Source organism: Pseudomonas sp. GW821-FHT09D08, assembly GCF_059416305.1.
Genome location: NZ_JBWKOX010000004.1, coordinates 296277 through 311117, shown reverse-complemented (window position 1 = coordinate 311117; position 14841 = coordinate 296277). Strand labels below are relative to the sequence as shown.

The following is a 14841-nucleotide window of genomic DNA, read 5'->3' as shown; positions in this document are numbered from 1 at the left end:
TGCCACGCTCCTGTGGATAATCATGGGTTCACACAAAACAGTGTGGGAGGGGGCTTGCTCCCGATTGCGGTGGATCATTGAGCACTGTTAGTGCCTGACACACTGCTATCGGGGCAAGCCCCCTCCCACATTTGCCTGCGGTGTTGCTTAGAGCTTGATCCAGGTCGCCTTCAGCTCGGTGTACTTGTCGAACGCATGCAGCGACTTGTCGCGACCATTACCCGACTGCTTGAAGCCGCCAAACGGTGCGGTCATGTCGCCGCCATCGTATTGGTTGACCCACACGCTGCCGGCACGCAGGGCCTTGGCGGTGAGGTGCGCCTTGGAAATATCCGATGTCCACACCGCAGCAGCGAGGCCATATTGGGTGTCGTTGGCGATCTTGATCGCTTCTTCGGCGCCGTCAAAGGTGATCACCGACAGCACTGGGCCGAAGATCTCTTCCTGGGCGATTCTCATGGCGTTGGTTACACCGTCGAAAATCGTCGGTTCGACGTAGGTGCCGCCCGTCTCTTCCAGGATGCGCTTGCCACCCGCCACCAACTTGGCGCCGTCAGTGTGGCCGGCTTCGATGTACGACAGCACGGTGTTCATCTGCTGGGTGTCCACCAGGGCACCGACGTTGGTCGCCGGGTCCAGTGGGTTGCCGGGCTTCCAGCCCTTGAGGGCCTCGATCACCAGCGGCAGGAAGGTGTCCTTGATCGAACGTTCCACCAGCAGGCGCGAACCGGCAGTGCAGACTTCACCCTGGTTGAAGGCGATGGCGCTGGCAGCGGATTCGGCGGCGGCTTGCAGGTTCGGAGCATCGGCAAAAACGATGTTCGGGCTCTTGCCGCCGGCTTCCAGCCATACACGCTTCATGTTCGATTCGCCGGAGCGGATCAACAGTTGCTTGGCGATCTTGGTCGAACCGGTGAACACCAGTGTGTCGACGTCCATGTGCAGCGCCAGCGCATTGCCGACGGTGTGGCCGTAGCCCGGCAGCACGTTGAACACGCCTTTCGGAATACCGGCCTCAACGGCCAGGGCCGCGATGCGGATGGCGGTGAGTGGGGATTTTTCGGACGGCTTGAGGATCACCGAGTTACCGGTGGACAGCGCCGGGCCGAGTTTCCAGCAGGCCATCATCAGCGGGAAGTTCCACGGCACGATGGCACCCACCACGCCGACCGGCTCGCGGGTCACCAGACCCAACTGATCGTGCGGGGTGGCTGCGACTTCGTCGTAGATCTTGTCGATTGCCTCGCCGCTCCAGCTCAGGGCATTTGCCGCGCCGGGTACGTCAATGTTCAGGGAGTCACTGATCGGCTTGCCCATGTCCAGGGTTTCGAGCAGCGCCAGTTCTTCGGCATTGGTCTTGAGCAGCGCGGCGAAACGGATCATGGTGGCTTTGCGTTTAGCCGGCGCCAGGCGCGACCAGACACCGGAATTGAAGGTGGCGCGGGCATTTTCTACGGCGCGCTGGGCGTCGGCGGCGTCACAACTGGCTACGCTGGTGAGCAGGCGGCCATCGACCGGGCTGATGCATTCGAAGGTGTCGCCGGAAACAGCAGCGGTGTATTCGCCATTGATGTAGGCACGGCCTTCGATCTTCAGATCCTTGGCGCGTTGTTCCCAGTCGGCACGGGTCAGGGTGGTCATGCGAGTGTCCTCCTCTTATTGAATACAAGGGCCAGGCGATGTCCCCCGGCAGCCTCAAAGAATGCTTGCCCGCCAGCCAGCTGTTCGGCTCAAAGGCAGCTGCCACCCTAAACCAGCGGCCGGGGATGTTTCAATATATTTGACATAACCGCGGTAAACGCCCTTGCGATGTTCATTTTAATAAACATAGACTTTGGGCTCTCCAACCGCAGGCCAGACGGGACACGCACATGAGCATCCAGGACATCGTCGACTTCAGCCAGGCCAACACCGCCCCAGACCGCTACCGCCCTGCCGCGGAAAAAATCCTCAAGGGCGATCCCGAACAAACGGTGTACAACCATTACAACAGCCCGTGCGGCCAGATGAACGCCGGTGTCTGGGAAGGTGAGGTCGGGCAGTGGCAGGTCAACTACAGCGAGCATGAGTATTGCGAGATCGTGCAGGGCGTCTCTGTATTGCGCGACGCTGAGGGCAATGCGAAGACCTTGCGTGCCGGCGACCGCTTCGTGATCCCCGCCGGCTTCAGCGGCACCTGGGAAGTGCTGGAGCCGTGCCGCAAGATCTATGTGGTGTTCGAGCAGAAGGCCTGATCAACAAACGCCAGGCAAAAAAAAGCCCGTATCGTGAGATACGGGCTTTTTCACAAGGAGGAAAATCAATTACTTGATTTTGCCTTCTTTGTAGATCACGTGCTTGCGAACGCGCGGGTCGAACATTTTCTTTTCGAGCTTGTCCGGGGTAGTACGCTTGTTCTTGTCGGTAGTGTAGAAGTGACCAGTACCGGCGCTAGAGATCATTCGAATCAATTCACGCATGATAGAGCTCCTTAGATCTTGCCAGCGGCGCGGATTTCGGCCAGCACGACAGTGATGCCACGCTTGTCGATAATACGCATGCCTTTGGCAGATACACGCAGGCGAACAAAACGTTTCTCTTCTTCAACCCAGAAGCGGTGATGCTGCAGGTTCGGCAGGAAACGACGACGGGTTTTGTTATTTGCGTGGGAAATGTTATTCCCAGTCACCGGACCCTTACCGGTAACTTGACAGACTCTCGACATGCCTCAGCCCTCTAAAACCACATGCCCAACCCGGCATGGGTTGGCCGCTTAATCTCTCAGTCATTTGGCGCCAGGCGCCGCGTTTCTTTAGGGTCTTACCGGCTACACCTACAAGCGAAGGAACCGGGCCCCTAGAAAAGAGCGCTGCTTTATACCAGAAAGACCCATGTGCAACAACAGCCCGTGTATTTTTACCGGCGTAAATCTCGGCGACAGACGCCCGAACCGTTGCCAGGAGGGGCCGCTGTAACAGCCGACCGCTCGTCGCACAGAATGATTTACAGCGCTCGCGCGCGCAGTAAAGCGCACAGCGAAACGCGCTGGGGTGCCATCAAAACAGCATTTGAGGCAAAAGCACAGGCAAAAATGGGCTAGTCATTTATCAACCAGACCACTACGGTAGGGCTTTTCCAGACTGCACTCGCAGATGGGCCTTCGATCTGCAAAGGAAACCGAACATGCGCCTCGCTGCCCTACCGCTATTGCTAGCCCCTCTATTTATCGCGCCGCTGGCCTCTGCCGCCAGCAACTTGAGCGTCTGCACCGAGGCCAGCCCCGAAGGGTTCGATGTGGTGCAATACAACTCGCTGACCACCACCAACGCCTCGGCCGATGTGCTGATGAACCGCCTGGTGGACTACGACGCGGCCAGCGGCAAACTGGTGCCCAGCCTGGCGGACAGCTGGGACGTCTCGCCGGATGGCCTGACCTATACCTTCAAGCTGCACCCGGACGTGAAATTCCATCGCACCGAGTATTTCACCCCAAGCCGCACCCTGACCGCCGAAGACGTGCGCTTCAGCTTCGAACGCATGCTCGACCCGGCCAATCCGTGGCACAAGATCGCCCAGAGCGGCTTCCCCCACGCCCAGTCCCTGCAATTGCCAACGCTGGTCAAGAAGATCGATGCCCTCGACCCGCTGACCGTGCGCTTTACCCTCGATCACGCCGACTCCACCTTCCTCGCAGCCCTGAGCATGGGCTTTGCCTCGATCTACCCGGCGGAATACGCCGACAAACTGCTCAAGGCCGGCACGCCGGAGAAGCTCAACAGCCAGCCGATCGGCACCGGGCCGTTCATCTTCAGCCGTTTCCAGAAAGATGCCGTGGTGCGCTACAAGGCCAACCCGGACTATTTTGCCGGCAAACCGGCTGTGGATAACTTGATCTTCGCCATTACCCCGGACGCCAACGTGCGCCTGCAGAAACTGCATCGCAACGAATGCCAGATCGCCCTGTCGCCCAAGCCCCTGGATGTGGGCGAGGCCGAAAAGGACCCCGCACTCAAGGTAGAAAAAACCGCAGCATTCATGACCGCATTCGTGGCCATCAACAGCCAGCACCCACCGTTGGACAAGCCCGAGGTGCGCCAGGCCATCAACCTGGCCTTCGACAAGGGCAGCTATCTCAAGGCGGTGTTTGAAGGCACCGCCGAAGCCGCCAACGGCCCGTACCCGCCCAATACCTGGAGCTACGCCAAAGACTTGCCGGGTTATCCACAGGACCTCGCCAAGGCCAAGGCCTTGCTGGACCGTGCCGGCCTCAAGGACGGCTTCAAGACCACCCTCTGGACGCGCCCCACCGGCAGCCTGCTGAACCCTAACCCGAACCTCGGCGCGCAACTGCTGCAGGCGGACCTGGCCAAGGTGGGCATCCAGGCCGAGATCCGCGTGATCGAATGGGGCGAGCTGATTCGCCGCGCCAAAGCGGGTGAACACGACCTGCTGTTCATGGGCTGGGCCGGCGACAACGGCGACCCGGATAACTTCCTGACCCCGCAGTTTTCCTGTGCGGCGGTTAAATCCGGCACCAACTTCGCCCGCTATTGCGATCCGGCGCTGGACAAGCTGATCAGCGCCGGCAAGACCACCAGCGAACAAGGTGTACGCAGCAAGCTGTACCAGCAGGCCCAGGCGCAGATCCAACAACAGGCGCTGTGGTTGCCGCTGGCGCACCCGACGGCGTTCGCCCTGGCGCGCAAGAACGTCGAGGGCTATCAGGTGAGCCCGTTCGGGCGCCAGGATTTCTCGAAGGTCAGCGTCAAGCCCTGAAAAACATGCCCGCCCCCATGGGGCGGGCTTACATCCACCCATATTCCGCCATCGACAACGGATCACCGTCCCCCACGATGATGTGATCCAGTACCCGCACATCCACCACTTCCAAGGCCTTTTGCAGCAGCTTGGTCAATTTTCGATCAGCCGCGCTGGGCTCCACGCTCCCGGAAGGATGGTTGTGACACAGAATCAACGCTGCCGCGTTATAGGCCAGGGCGCGCTTGACCACTTGCCGCGGGTAGACCACGGCAGTGTCGATGGTCCCCTCGGACAACGCCTCGAACCCCAGCACCCGATGCTTTGAATCGAGAAACAGGCAGCCGAAAACTTCATGGGGCTCATGGCGCAACAGCGACTTGAGGTAATTGCGCACGGCCACCGGGCTTTCCAGCACCGAATCGCTGCGCAGGCGCTCGGCCATATGGCGCCGGGACATTTCCAGTACTGCCTGCAACTGCGCAAACTTCGCAGGCCCCAAGCCCAACTGCTGGCTGAACACCGCCTGGCTGGCTTCCAGCAGCGGGCGCAAACCGCCAAATTGCGCCAGCAGATGGCGCGCCAGGTCCACCGCGCTCCTGCCGGTTACGCCGGTGCGCAGGAAGATCGCCAGCAATTCAGCATCGGACAGACTCGACGCCCCCCACTCCAAAAGCTTCTCTCGCGGCCGCTCTGCCGCCGGCCAATCACGAATACTCATTCCACCTCCCTGTGCATGTGCGCCGCTGTTGCGGAGCGGGCGCTGTGTTATCGTAGGCCCTCTTTTTTGCGTGCGATTTCACCTGGGGAGGGGGCATCGCAGGCGTCACTGAACTGGCTTCACTGAACTGGAAAGGCAAACCAATGCAGCGTCTGTATCGGAAACGCATCGTTCTCGGCGTCGGCGGCGGCATTGCCGCCTACAAGAGCGCAGAGCTGGTCCGCAGGCTTCTCGACCAGGGCGCTGAAGTGCGCGTGGTCATGACCCGCGGCGGCAGTGAGTTCATTACTCCGCTGACCATGCAGGCCTTGTCCGGACACCCGGTTCACCTGGACCTGCTGGACCCGGCAGCCGAAGCCGCCATGGGTCATATCGAACTGGCCAAGTGGGCCGACCTGGTACTGATCGCCCCTGCCACCGCCGACCTGATCGCGCGCCTGGCGCAAGGCATTGCCGATGACCTGCTGACCACCCTGGTACTGGCCACCGACGCCACCGTCGCCATCGCCCCCGCCATGAACCAGGCCATGTGGCGCGACCCGGCGACCCAGGCCAACACCCAGCTCCTGCAAAGTCGTGGCCTTAAGGTGTTCGGCCCGGCCTCCGGCAGCCAGGCCTGCGGCGATATCGGCATGGGCCGCATGCTCGAAGCCACCGACCTGGCACTGTGCGCCGCCGAGTGCTTCCAGCACCTGGCCCTGACCGGCCGGCACGTGCTGATTACGGCAGGCCCGACCCAGGAAAACATCGATCCGGTACGCTACATCACCAACCATAGCTCAGGAAAAATGGGCTTTGCCTTGGCGGAAGCCGCGGTCGAGGCAGGCGCACGCGTTACCCTGATCACCGGTCCGGTGCACTTGCCGACTCCCGATCGCCTCACGCGAATCGACGTAGTCAGCGCCCGGGACATGCTGGCCGCCTGTGAGGCCGCCATTCCCTGTGACCTGTTTATCGCTTCGGCAGCGGTTGCAGACTACCGCCCGGAAGTCGTCGCCCCGCAAAAGCTCAAGAAAGACCCTACGAGCGGCGACGGGCTGCTCCTGCAAATGGTGCGTAACCCGGACATCCTGGCCACCATTGCCACGCGTCCAGACCGCCCGTTCAGTGTCGGCTTTGCCGCCGAGACCGAGCACCTGCTCGACTACGCCGCACGCAAACTGAAAGACAAAAACCTCGACCTGATCGTTGCCAATGATGTCGCCAACCCGAGCATCGGCTTCAACAGTGAGGAAAACGCCTGCAGCGTGATCGACCGCGAGCTGCACGCCACTCTTTTCGCCCAGACCAGCAAAGGCAAGATCGCCCGCCAACTGATCTCTTTTATCGCCCAACGGCTGAACCAGGTTTAATTTCCATGCACGCTTTGCAAGCCAAGATCCTCGACCCCCGCATCGGCACCGAATTCCCGCTGCCGGCTTACGCCACCCCAGGTTCCGCCGGCCTGGACCTGCGCGCCATGCTCAAGCAAGACACCGTCCTTGAACCGGGCCAGACCGTCCTGATTCCCACCGGCCTGTCGATCTACGTCGGCGACCCGGGCCTCGCCGCGCTGATCCTGCCGCGCTCCGGCCTGGGCCACAAACACGGTATCGTGCTGGGTAACCTGGTAGGCCTGATCGACTCGGACTACCAAGGCGAGTTGATGGTGTCGTGCTGGAATCGTGGCCAGACGGCGTTCAACATCGCTGTCGGCGAGCGCATTGCCCAGCTTGTACTGGTGCCGGTGGTGCAGGCGCACTTCGAACTGGTGCAGGATTTTGACGAAACCCAACGCGGCGCAGGCGGTTTTGGGCATTCCGGTAGTCACTGACTACGCTGAACCTGGCCGGGCGCCTTTGCCCGGCTCGATGCCCCCGCAAGGCTTTTCAGGATGAAGAATGCGCGGACTTTATCAGCGAGATTTCCCATTTGAAATCAATGCATTACGCAGAAATAAAGACAGGGGCCAAGCTCCGATGGCACTTTTGCACCACGAACTCTCTGCCGAAAACACCGTCATACCCTTCAGTTTGAGCCTGCCGGTCAGCCACATTAAGGCCAGCCTTGCCCCCTTGAGATGGAGTTTCCCCCCGCGATGAGTACCGCAGCCCGAGTAGCCCCGACATTCCCCGACAGCATCTTTCGCGCCTATGACATTCGTGGCGTAGTCCCCAAGACCCTGACCGCCGAAACCGCCTACTGGATTGGCCGCGCCATTGGTTCCCAGAGCCTGGCCCAGGACGAGCCGAACGTCTCGGTCGGTCGTGACGGTCGCCTGTCCGGTCCGGAACTGGTGGAACAACTGATCCAGGGCCTGGCCGACAGCGGCTGCCATGTCAGCGATGTGGGCCTGGTGCCCACTCCCGCGCTGTACTACGCCGCCAATGTACTGGCCGGCAAATCCGGGGTAATGCTGACCGGCAGCCATAACCCGTCGGACTACAACGGCTTCAAGATCGTCATCGCCGGCGACACCCTGGCCAACGAACAGATCCAGGCCCTGCACACCCGCCTGAAGACCAACGACCTGACCAGCGGCAAAGGCAGCATCACCAAAGTTGACATCCTGCAGCGCTACTCTGATGAAATCACCGGCGACGTCAAACTCGCACGCCGCCTCAAAGTGGTGGTGGACTGCGGCAACGGCGCGGCCGGCGTGATCGCCCCGCAGCTGCTCGAAGCCTTGAACTGCGAAGTGATCCCGCTGTTCTGCGAAGTCGATGGCAACTTCCCCAATCACCACCCGGACCCAGGCAAGCCGGAAAACCTGGTGGACCTGATTGCCAAGGTCAAGGAAACCGGTGCTGACGTCGGCCTGGCCTTTGACGGCGACGGCGACCGTGTAGGCGTGGTGACCGAAACCGGCGAGATCGTATTCCCGGACCGCCTGCTGATGCTGTTCGCCCGCGATGTGGTGGCACGCAACCCGGGTGCCGAGATCATTTTCGACGTGAAGTGCACCCGCCGCCTCACCCCGTTGATCAAGGAATATGGCGGCCGCCCGCTAATGTGGAAGACCGGTCACTCGTTGATCAAAAAGAAAATGAAGGAAACCGGCGCGCTGTTGGCCGGTGAAATGAGCGGCCACGTGTTCTTCAAGGAGCGCTGGTTCGGGTTTGACGACGGCATTTACAGCGCCGCCCGTCTGCTGGAGATCCTCAGCAAGGAAAAATCCACCGCCGAAGAGCTGTTTCAGACCTTCCCGAATGATATTTCTACGCCAGAGATCAATATCCATGTGACCGAGGAGAGCAAATTCAGCATCATTGACGCACTGCACGATGCGCAATGGGGTGAAGGCGCCCACCTGACCACCATTGATGGTGTGCGAGTCGATTACGCCAAGGGCTGGGGCCTGGTTCGCGCGTCCAACACCACACCGGTGCTGGTGCTGCGTTTCGAGGCGGATACCGAGGCTGAGTTGCAGCGCATCAAGGACGTGTTCCACGCCCAGTTGAAACGTGTTGCCCCTGATCTCCAATTACCGTTCTGATTTTTACCGGAGCCCTGAATGACCCTCGAACGCGAAGCCGCTGCCAACACCGCCAAGGTCCTGTCCGAAGCGTTGCCTTATATTCGACGCTACGTCGGCAAGACGCTGGTGATCAAGTACGGCGGCAATGCCATGGAAAGCGACGAGCTGAAAACCGGCTTTGCCCGCGACATCGTGCTGATGAAAGCCGTGGGGATCAACCCCGTGGTGGTCCACGGCGGCGGCCCGCAGATCGGCGACCTGCTCAAGCGCTTGTCGATCGAGAGCCACTTCATCGATGGCATGCGCGTCACTGACGCGCAGACCATGGACGTGGTGGAGATGGTCCTCGGCGGCCAGGTGAACAAAGACATCGTCAACCTGATCAACCGCCACGGCGGCAGCGCCATTGGCCTGACCGGCAAGGACGCCGAGCTGATCCGTGCGAAAAAACTGACCGTTACCCGTCAGACGCCGGAAATGACCCAGCCGGAAATCATCGACATCGGCCAGGTGGGCGAAGTGATCGGCATCAACACCGACCTGCTGAACCTGCTGGTCAAGGGCGACTTCATCCCGGTGATCGCGCCGATCGGCGTGGGTGCCAACGGTGAGTCCTACAACATCAACGCCGACCTGGTGGCGGGCAAGGTGGCCGAAGCATTGAAGGCTGAAAAGCTGATGCTGCTGACCAACATTGCCGGCCTGATGGACAAGGAAGGCAAGGTGCTGACCGGCCTGACCACCCAGCAGGTGGACGAGCTGATTGCCGACGGCACTATCTACGGCGGTATGCTGCCGAAGATCCGTTGCGCGCTGGAAGCGGTGCAGGGCGGCGTCGGCAGCTCGCTGATCCTGGATGGCCGTGTACCGAATGCAATCCTGCTGGAAATCTTCACCGATACCGGCGTGGGCACGCTGATCAGTAACCGCAAGCGTCCTTAAAACACTAAAAAGCCCCACCCTTTGTAGGAGCGAGCGTGCTCGCGAAAAACTTGAAGGCGCCGCGTTTATCCAAAATAAACGCGTCATCGTTAACGTTCTTCGCGAGCAAGCTCGCTCCTACAAAGGGTGGGGCTTTTTGTTGGGCGGCGATTACTGAACGCCGAACTGCTCGCGATACGCCTTAACTGCCGGCAAGTGCTGCTTGAGCTGCGGGTCGTCTTCCAGGAACTGCAACACCTGGTTCAACGACACGATGCTGACCACTGGAATACCGAAATCACGCTCCACTTCCTGGATCGCCGACAACTCACCGTTGCCACGCTCCTGGCGGTTCAGCGCGATCAGCACACCGGCGGCCTTGGCGCCGTCCTGGGAAGCGATGATCTGCATCACTTCACGGATAGCCGTACCGGCCGTAATCACGTCATCGATGATCAATACATCGCCGGTAAGCGGCGCGCCCACCAGGCTGCCGCCTTCCCCATGGGCCTTGGCTTCCTTGCGATTGAAGCACCATGGCAGGTCGCGCCCATGATGTTCCGCCAGGGCCACGGCCGTTGCAGCCGCCAGGGGGATGCCCTTGTAGGCCGGGCCAAACAGCACGTCGAAGGAAATACCGCTTTCAACGATGGCTGCCGCGTAGAAACGACCCAGCTGAGCCAGGGCCGAACCCGAGTTGAACAAGCCGGCATTGAAGAAATACGGGCTGGTGCGCCCGGACTTGAGGGTGAACTCACCGAAGCGCAAAACCCCGCGATCGATGGCAAAACGAATGAAATCGCGTTGATACGCCTGCATGAAAAAAGCCTCAGATACCACGGATTTAGCTAATTAGGTAGACGGCGTGTATCATACACGCACGCGATTTTTGGGGCCATTTATGCGGATCATCAGTGTGAACGTTAATGGTATTCAGGCTGCAGTCGAGCGTGGTTTGCTCAGTTGGCTGCAAGCTCAGAATGCCGACGTCATCTGCCTGCAGGACACCCGCGCCTCCGCCTTTGAACTGGACGACCCAGCCTTCCAACTGGATGGCTACTTCCTTTATGCCTGCGATGCCGAAGTGCCCACCCAAGGTGGCGTGGCTTTGTACTCGCGGTTGCAACCCAAGGCGGTCATCAGCGGCCTCGGCTTCGAGACAGCCGACCGCTACGGGCGCTACCTGCAAGCCGATTTCGACAAGGTCAGCATCGCGACCTTGCTGCTTCCTTCGGGGCAGAACGGCGATGAAGACTTGAACCAGAAGTTCAAGCTAATGGACGATTTCGCCCGTTACCTGGATAAACAGCGACGCAAACGTCGCGAGTACATTTACTGTGGCTCGCTGTACGTGGCGCAACAGAAGCTGGATATCAAGAACTGGCGTGACAGCCAGCAATCCCCGGGCTTCCTGGCGCCGGAACGGGCCTGGATGGACGAGATTGTCGGCAACATGGGCTATGTGGATGCCCTGCGCGAAGTCAGCCGCGAAGGCGACCAGTACAGCTGGTGGCCAGACAATGAACAGGCTGAGATGCTCAACCTGGGCTGGCGCTTCGACTACCAGTTGCTGACCCCGGGTCTGCGCCGGTTCGTGCGCAGTGCACGCCTGCCGCGCCAGCCGCGCTTCTCGCAGCACGCGCCGCTGATCGTGGACTACGACTGGACCCTGACCATCTAGGGTCTTTATCCAGGCACAAAAAAACCGACATCGCTGTCGGTTTTTTTGTGGGTGTCGATTATTTGACCAGGCGCCAGGTCAAGGGATAGCGATATACGATCCCTTTGTTGGCTTTGATTGCGCCGATGATCGTCAGCACCACGCTTGCGATGACCAAGGCCGTCATCAGGAAAAACCCAATGACCGCGAAGGCCAGCACGATGCAAATGATCCAGGCGATGGCTACGGTGATCTGGAAATTCAGCGCCTCCTTGCCCTGGTCGTCAATGAACGGATCCACTTCTTTTTTCATCTGCCACAGGATCAGCGGCCCCACGACGCTGCCGAAGGGGAATACAAACCCCAGGAATGCCGCAAGATGGCACAACATTGCCCCCTGACGCACCTCGTAGGAAGGCGTAGGCACCGGCATTTGGCTGTCATTCATGGCGCTTCTCCTTGAGGCTTACTCAGTCAGCCAGTGCGGCGTTCTGCAGTTCGAAGATCTCAGTCATGCCTTTCTGGGCCAGGGCCAGCATGGCGTTCAGCTCGGCCGGCTGGAATGGCGCACCTTCGGCGGTGCCCTGCACTTCGATGAAGCCACCGGTGCTGGTCATCACTACGTTCAGGTCGGTCTCGGCAGCCGAGTCTTCCAGGTAATCCAGGTCCAGCACCGGCTCGCCCTGGTACATGCCCACCGATACGGCGGCGATCATCTGCTTCAGTGGGTCGCCGCCTTTCAGGCCGCCACGCTTCTTGATGACTTTAAGCGCGTCGACCAGCGCCACCATGGCGCCGGTGATGGACGCGGTGCGCGTACCGCCATCGGCCTGGATCACGTCGCAGTCGACGTAGAGGGTCACGTCGCCCAGCTTGGACATATCCAGGGCCGCGCGCAGGGAGCGCCCGATCAGGCGCTGGATTTCCAGGGTACGGCCGCCTTGCTTGCCACGGCTGGCTTCACGCTGGTTACGCTCGCCGGTGGCACGTGGCAGCATGCCATATTCGGCGGTCAACCAACCCTGGCCCTGGCCCTTGAGGAAGCGCGGCACGCCATTTTCAACGCTGACGGTGCAGATAACCTTGGTATCGCCAAACTCGACCAGTACGGATCCCTCGGCGTGTTTGGTGTAGTTGCGGGTGATGCGGATCGAGCGGAGCTGATCGGCAACGCGACCACTTGGACGTTTCATAGGGGATACCTGTACTGAGGACGAAAAACTGCCGAGCATTATAGAGCCGCGAGCCGATTCGGGGCACTGCTAAAAATCTGGTTACGAATGCTCAGGGTTTGGGCGCGCTCGTCCCACTGCGCTACAATCCCGCGCCTTCGCAGCCTGTCGGCTTCAATTTACCCATCAGCCCGCTTTCGCGGGACTGCATCGCGAGGTACCTCCATGGTGCACAGCATGACCGCCTTTGCCCGCGTCGAAAAAGCCGGCGCCCAAGGCACCCTGAGCTGGGAACTGCGCTCGGTCAACAGCCGTTACCTGGAACCGCACCTGCGCCTGCCGGAATCCTTCCGCGACCTCGAAGGCGCCGTGCGTGAGGCACTGCGCCAGGGCATCTCCCGCGGCAAGCTGGAATGCACCCTGCGTTTTACCGAAGAAACCACCGGCAAGCCGCTGCAGGTAGACCGCGAGCGCGCTGCGCAACTGGTCGCCGCGGCCGAAACCGTCGCTGGCCTGATCAAGCAGCCCGCCGCACTGAACCCTCTGGAAGTGTTGGCCTGGCCCGGCGTGCTGGTGGCCGACGCCTCCGATCCGCAAGCCCTCAATGCCGAAGCCCTCGCCCTGTTCACCCAGGGATTGAAGGAACTCAAGGCTGGCCGCGAGCGTGAAGGCGCCGAACTGGCCCGACTGATCAACGAGCGCCTGACGTCGATCGAAGCAGACGTGGTCACCTTGCGCGAGCTGGTACCGCAGATGCTCGCCACCCAACGCCAGAAGGTCCTCGACCGCTTCACCGACATGAAGGCCGACCTCGACCCCGTGCGCCTGGAGCAGGAAATGGTGCTGCTCGCGCAGAAGAGCGACGTCGCCGAAGAGCTGGATCGCCTGAGCACCCACATCCTCGAAGTGCGCCGCGTGCTCAAGTCCGGCGGCGCCGCTGGTCGGCGCCTGGACTTCCTGATGCAGGAACTCAACCGCGAAGCCAATACACTGGGCTCCAAGGCTTTCGATCCGCGCAGCACCACGGCGGCGGTCAACCTCAAGGTGTTGATCGAGCAGATGCGCGAACAAGTACAGAATATTGAGTAAGGCACCCTCCATGACCCATAGCACCGGCACCCTTTACATCATTTCCGCGCCCTCGGGCGCAGGCAAGAGCAGCCTGGTCAAGGCCCTGACCGACGCTGACGAGCAGATTCGCATCTCGGTCTCCCACACCACCCGTGCCATGCGCCCGGGCGAGGTGAACGGCGTGCACTATCACTTCGTCGAGCGCACCGAGTTCGTCAAGATGATCGAGCATGGCGACTTCCTCGAGCGCGCCGAGGTGTTCGGCAACCTCTACGGCACCTCGCAGAGCCACCTGCAACAGACCCTGGACGAAGGCCACGACCTGATCCTGGAAATCGACTGGCAGGGCGCCGAGCAAGTGCGCCAGCTGATGCCCAAGGCACGCTCGATCTTCATCCTGCCGCCGTCGCTCGAAGCCTTGCACCAGCGCCTGACCAACCGTGGCCAGGACAGCGACGAGATCATCGAAGGCCGTATGCGGGAAGCTGTCAGCGAAATGAGCCACTATGTCGACTACGACTACCTGATCATCAACGACGATTTTTCCCACGCACTGGATGACCTGAAGGCGATTTTCCGCACCAATCAGCTCCAGCAAAAGCGTCAACAGCAGCGTTTCGGCAAATTACTCGCCGAACTGCTCGGCTGATTGGCCCTTCCCAAAACTGCTGCAAGGGCTTTACATTGGCGCTTGCAGCGGTTTTGCGAGGACCTGCGAAAAATCAGCGCTTCCCTAAACGCTGGTGATTTTTTAAACTGCTCAGTCCGCTCGCCCAACCGGGCAGCGCGCATCTTGCATTCGCTCCGAGGAATACCATGGCCCGCGTAACCGTTGAAGACTGCCTAGAACACGTGGATAACCGCTTTGAGCTGGTCATGCTCTCTACCAAGCGTGCCCGTCAACTGGCCACTGGCGGCAAAGAGCCCCTGGTCCAGTGGGAAAACGACAAGCCTACCGTTGTAGCCCTGCGTGAAATCGCTGAAGGCCTGATGAGCTACGAGTTCATCGCCAACGCTGAAATCGTTGAAGACGAACCGCTGTTTGCAGCGTTCGAGGACGAGTCCAACGAGGCCGTCTAAGCCTATGCCTGGTCGACGTAGC

16 protein-coding genes and 1 pseudogene are annotated in these 14841 nt (G+C 60.6%); 10 read left to right on the top strand and 7 right to left on the bottom strand.

The window, feature by feature from the left end:
• Window positions 1-147: 147 nt before the first annotated feature.
• Entirely contained in the window at window positions 148-1641 is a 1494-nt protein-coding gene (locus AC07OP_RS10385) for an aldehyde dehydrogenase (protein WP_141156302.1), read from the bottom strand.
• Window positions 1642-1871: 230 nt separating this feature from the next.
• Between AC07OP_RS10385 and AC07OP_RS10380 the strand changes: the two genes are divergently transcribed.
• Entirely contained in the window at window positions 1872-2234 is a 363-nt protein-coding gene (locus AC07OP_RS10380) for a cupin domain-containing protein (protein WP_027608294.1), read from the top strand.
• Between the two features lie 69 nt (window positions 2235-2303).
• Here AC07OP_RS10380 and rpmG read toward each other — a convergent pair whose 3' ends face one another.
• Entirely contained in the window at window positions 2304-2459 is a 156-nt protein-coding gene (rpmG, locus tag AC07OP_RS10375) for a 50S ribosomal protein L33 (protein ID WP_003176906.1), read from the bottom strand.
• 11 nt (window positions 2460-2470) lie between these two features.
• Window positions 2471-2704, bottom strand: coding sequence for a 50S ribosomal protein L28 (gene rpmB, locus AC07OP_RS10370; protein WP_003176907.1), 234 nt, complete (start codon window positions 2702-2704; stop codon window positions 2471-2473).
• A gap of 458 nt (window positions 2705-3162) precedes the next feature.
• Between rpmB and AC07OP_RS10365 the strand changes: the two genes are divergently transcribed.
• Window positions 3163-4755 carry an ABC transporter substrate-binding protein gene (locus tag AC07OP_RS10365; RefSeq protein WP_098480718.1) on the top strand — a complete coding sequence of 531 codons (1593 nt, stop codon included), beginning with the start codon at window positions 3163-3165 and terminating at the stop codon, window positions 4753-4755.
• A gap of 28 nt (window positions 4756-4783) precedes the next feature.
• Here AC07OP_RS10365 and radC read toward each other — a convergent pair whose 3' ends face one another.
• Window positions 4784-5458: a RadC family protein gene (gene radC / locus AC07OP_RS10360; RefSeq protein WP_115485479.1), complete on the bottom strand. Its 675-nt coding sequence runs from the start codon at window positions 5456-5458 to the stop codon at window positions 4784-4786.
• A 143-nt stretch (window positions 5459-5601) separates the two neighbouring features.
• On the opposite strand from radC, the gene coaBC reads away from it, so the two are divergent.
• The 4 genes and pseudogenes from coaBC to argB all read left to right on the top strand — a co-directional run bounded on the left by coaBC (window position 5602) and on the right by argB (window position 9857).
• On the top strand, window positions 5602-6810 hold the full coding sequence (coaBC, locus tag AC07OP_RS10355; protein WP_495100815.1) for a bifunctional phosphopantothenoylcysteine decarboxylase/phosphopantothenate--cysteine ligase CoaBC: 1209 nt from the start codon (window positions 5602-5604) through the stop codon (window positions 6808-6810).
• Between the two features lie 5 nt (window positions 6811-6815).
• The gene (gene dut / locus AC07OP_RS10350; protein ID WP_027608290.1) at window positions 6816-7271 is read left to right on the top strand and encodes a dUTP diphosphatase; all 456 of its coding nucleotides are present in this window, start codon (window positions 6816-6818) and stop codon (window positions 7269-7271) included.
• A gap of 240 nt (window positions 7272-7511) precedes the next feature.
• Window positions 7512-8933, top strand: a pseudogene (locus tag AC07OP_RS10345) (phosphomannomutase/phosphoglucomutase); the annotation flags it as partial.
• Window positions 8934-8951: 18 nt separating this feature from the next.
• Window positions 8952-9857: an acetylglutamate kinase gene (gene argB / locus AC07OP_RS10340; protein ID WP_015886532.1), complete on the top strand. Its 906-nt coding sequence runs from the start codon at window positions 8952-8954 to the stop codon at window positions 9855-9857.
• Window positions 9858-10007: 150 nt separating this feature from the next.
• Here the strand turns inward: argB and pyrE are convergent, their stop codons facing one another.
• Window positions 10008-10655, bottom strand: coding sequence for an orotate phosphoribosyltransferase (pyrE, locus tag AC07OP_RS10335; protein ID WP_027608288.1), 648 nt, complete (start codon window positions 10653-10655; stop codon window positions 10008-10010).
• A gap of 82 nt (window positions 10656-10737) precedes the next feature.
• Here pyrE and crc point away from each other — a divergent pair, with 82 nt between their 5' ends.
• Entirely contained in the window at window positions 10738-11517 is a 780-nt protein-coding gene (crc, locus tag AC07OP_RS10330; protein ID WP_003195493.1) for a catabolite repression control protein Crc, read from the top strand.
• Window positions 11518-11575: 58 nt separating this feature from the next.
• On the opposite strand, the gene AC07OP_RS10325 is transcribed toward crc, so the two are convergent.
• A complete protein-coding gene (locus AC07OP_RS10325) occupies window positions 11576-11944 on the bottom strand; it encodes a DUF4870 domain-containing protein (RefSeq protein ID WP_115485474.1) in 369 nt (122 codons plus the stop codon).
• A 22-nt stretch (window positions 11945-11966) separates the two neighbouring features.
• Window positions 11967-12689 carry a ribonuclease PH gene (rph, locus tag AC07OP_RS10320; protein ID WP_017735760.1) on the bottom strand — a complete coding sequence of 241 codons (723 nt, stop codon included), beginning with the start codon at window positions 12687-12689 and terminating at the stop codon, window positions 11967-11969.
• Between the two features lie 204 nt (window positions 12690-12893).
• Between rph and AC07OP_RS10315 the strand changes: the two genes are divergently transcribed.
• From AC07OP_RS10315 to rpoZ, 3 genes are all read left to right on the top strand, one after another.
• Window positions 12894-13757 carry a YicC/YloC family endoribonuclease gene (locus tag AC07OP_RS10315; protein ID WP_065926714.1) on the top strand — a complete coding sequence of 288 codons (864 nt, stop codon included), beginning with the start codon at window positions 12894-12896 and terminating at the stop codon, window positions 13755-13757.
• A gap of 10 nt (window positions 13758-13767) precedes the next feature.
• Window positions 13768-14388 carry a guanylate kinase gene (gene gmk, locus AC07OP_RS10310; RefSeq protein ID WP_032884410.1) on the top strand — a complete coding sequence of 207 codons (621 nt, stop codon included), beginning with the start codon at window positions 13768-13770 and terminating at the stop codon, window positions 14386-14388.
• A gap of 167 nt (window positions 14389-14555) precedes the next feature.
• Complete coding sequence (gene rpoZ, locus AC07OP_RS10305; RefSeq protein ID WP_003176920.1) at window positions 14556-14819, top strand: DNA-directed RNA polymerase subunit omega; 264 nt, start codon at window positions 14556-14558, stop codon at window positions 14817-14819.
• Window positions 14820-14841 lie beyond the last annotated feature (22 nt).

What these genes read in the sequence shown, in the direction of transcription:
- AC07OP_RS10385 (WP_141156302.1), bottom strand. Translation starts at nt 1,641, where the DNA reads ATGACCACCCTGACCCGTGCCGACTGGGAACAACGCGCCAAGGATCTG.
- AC07OP_RS10380 (WP_027608294.1), top strand. Translation starts at nt 1,872, where the DNA reads ATGAGCATCCAGGACATCGTCGACTTCAGCCAGGCCAACACCGCCCCA.
- rpmG (WP_003176906.1), bottom strand. Translation starts at nt 2,459, where the DNA reads ATGCGTGAATTGATTCGAATGATCTCTAGCGCCGGTACTGGTCACTTC.
- rpmB (WP_003176907.1), bottom strand. Translation starts at nt 2,704, where the DNA reads ATGTCGAGAGTCTGTCAAGTTACCGGTAAGGGTCCGGTGACTGGGAAT.
- AC07OP_RS10365 (WP_098480718.1), top strand. Translation starts at nt 3,163, where the DNA reads ATGCGCCTCGCTGCCCTACCGCTATTGCTAGCCCCTCTATTTATCGCG.
- radC (WP_115485479.1), bottom strand. Translation starts at nt 5,458, where the DNA reads ATGAGTATTCGTGATTGGCCGGCGGCAGAGCGGCCGCGAGAGAAGCTT.
- coaBC (WP_495100815.1), top strand. Translation starts at nt 5,602, where the DNA reads ATGCAGCGTCTGTATCGGAAACGCATCGTTCTCGGCGTCGGCGGCGGC.
- dut (WP_027608290.1), top strand. Translation starts at nt 6,816, where the DNA reads ATGCACGCTTTGCAAGCCAAGATCCTCGACCCCCGCATCGGCACCGAA.
- argB (WP_015886532.1), top strand. Translation starts at nt 8,952, where the DNA reads ATGACCCTCGAACGCGAAGCCGCTGCCAACACCGCCAAGGTCCTGTCC.
- pyrE (WP_027608288.1), bottom strand. Translation starts at nt 10,655, where the DNA reads ATGCAGGCGTATCAACGCGATTTCATTCGTTTTGCCATCGATCGCGGG.
- crc (WP_003195493.1), top strand. Translation starts at nt 10,738, where the DNA reads ATGCGGATCATCAGTGTGAACGTTAATGGTATTCAGGCTGCAGTCGAG.
- AC07OP_RS10325 (WP_115485474.1), bottom strand. Translation starts at nt 11,944, where the DNA reads ATGAATGACAGCCAAATGCCGGTGCCTACGCCTTCCTACGAGGTGCGT.
- rph (WP_017735760.1), bottom strand. Translation starts at nt 12,689, where the DNA reads ATGAAACGTCCAAGTGGTCGCGTTGCCGATCAGCTCCGCTCGATCCGC.
- AC07OP_RS10315 (WP_065926714.1), top strand. Translation starts at nt 12,894, where the DNA reads ATGGTGCACAGCATGACCGCCTTTGCCCGCGTCGAAAAAGCCGGCGCC.
- gmk (WP_032884410.1), top strand. Translation starts at nt 13,768, where the DNA reads ATGACCCATAGCACCGGCACCCTTTACATCATTTCCGCGCCCTCGGGC.
- rpoZ (WP_003176920.1), top strand. Translation starts at nt 14,556, where the DNA reads ATGGCCCGCGTAACCGTTGAAGACTGCCTAGAACACGTGGATAACCGC.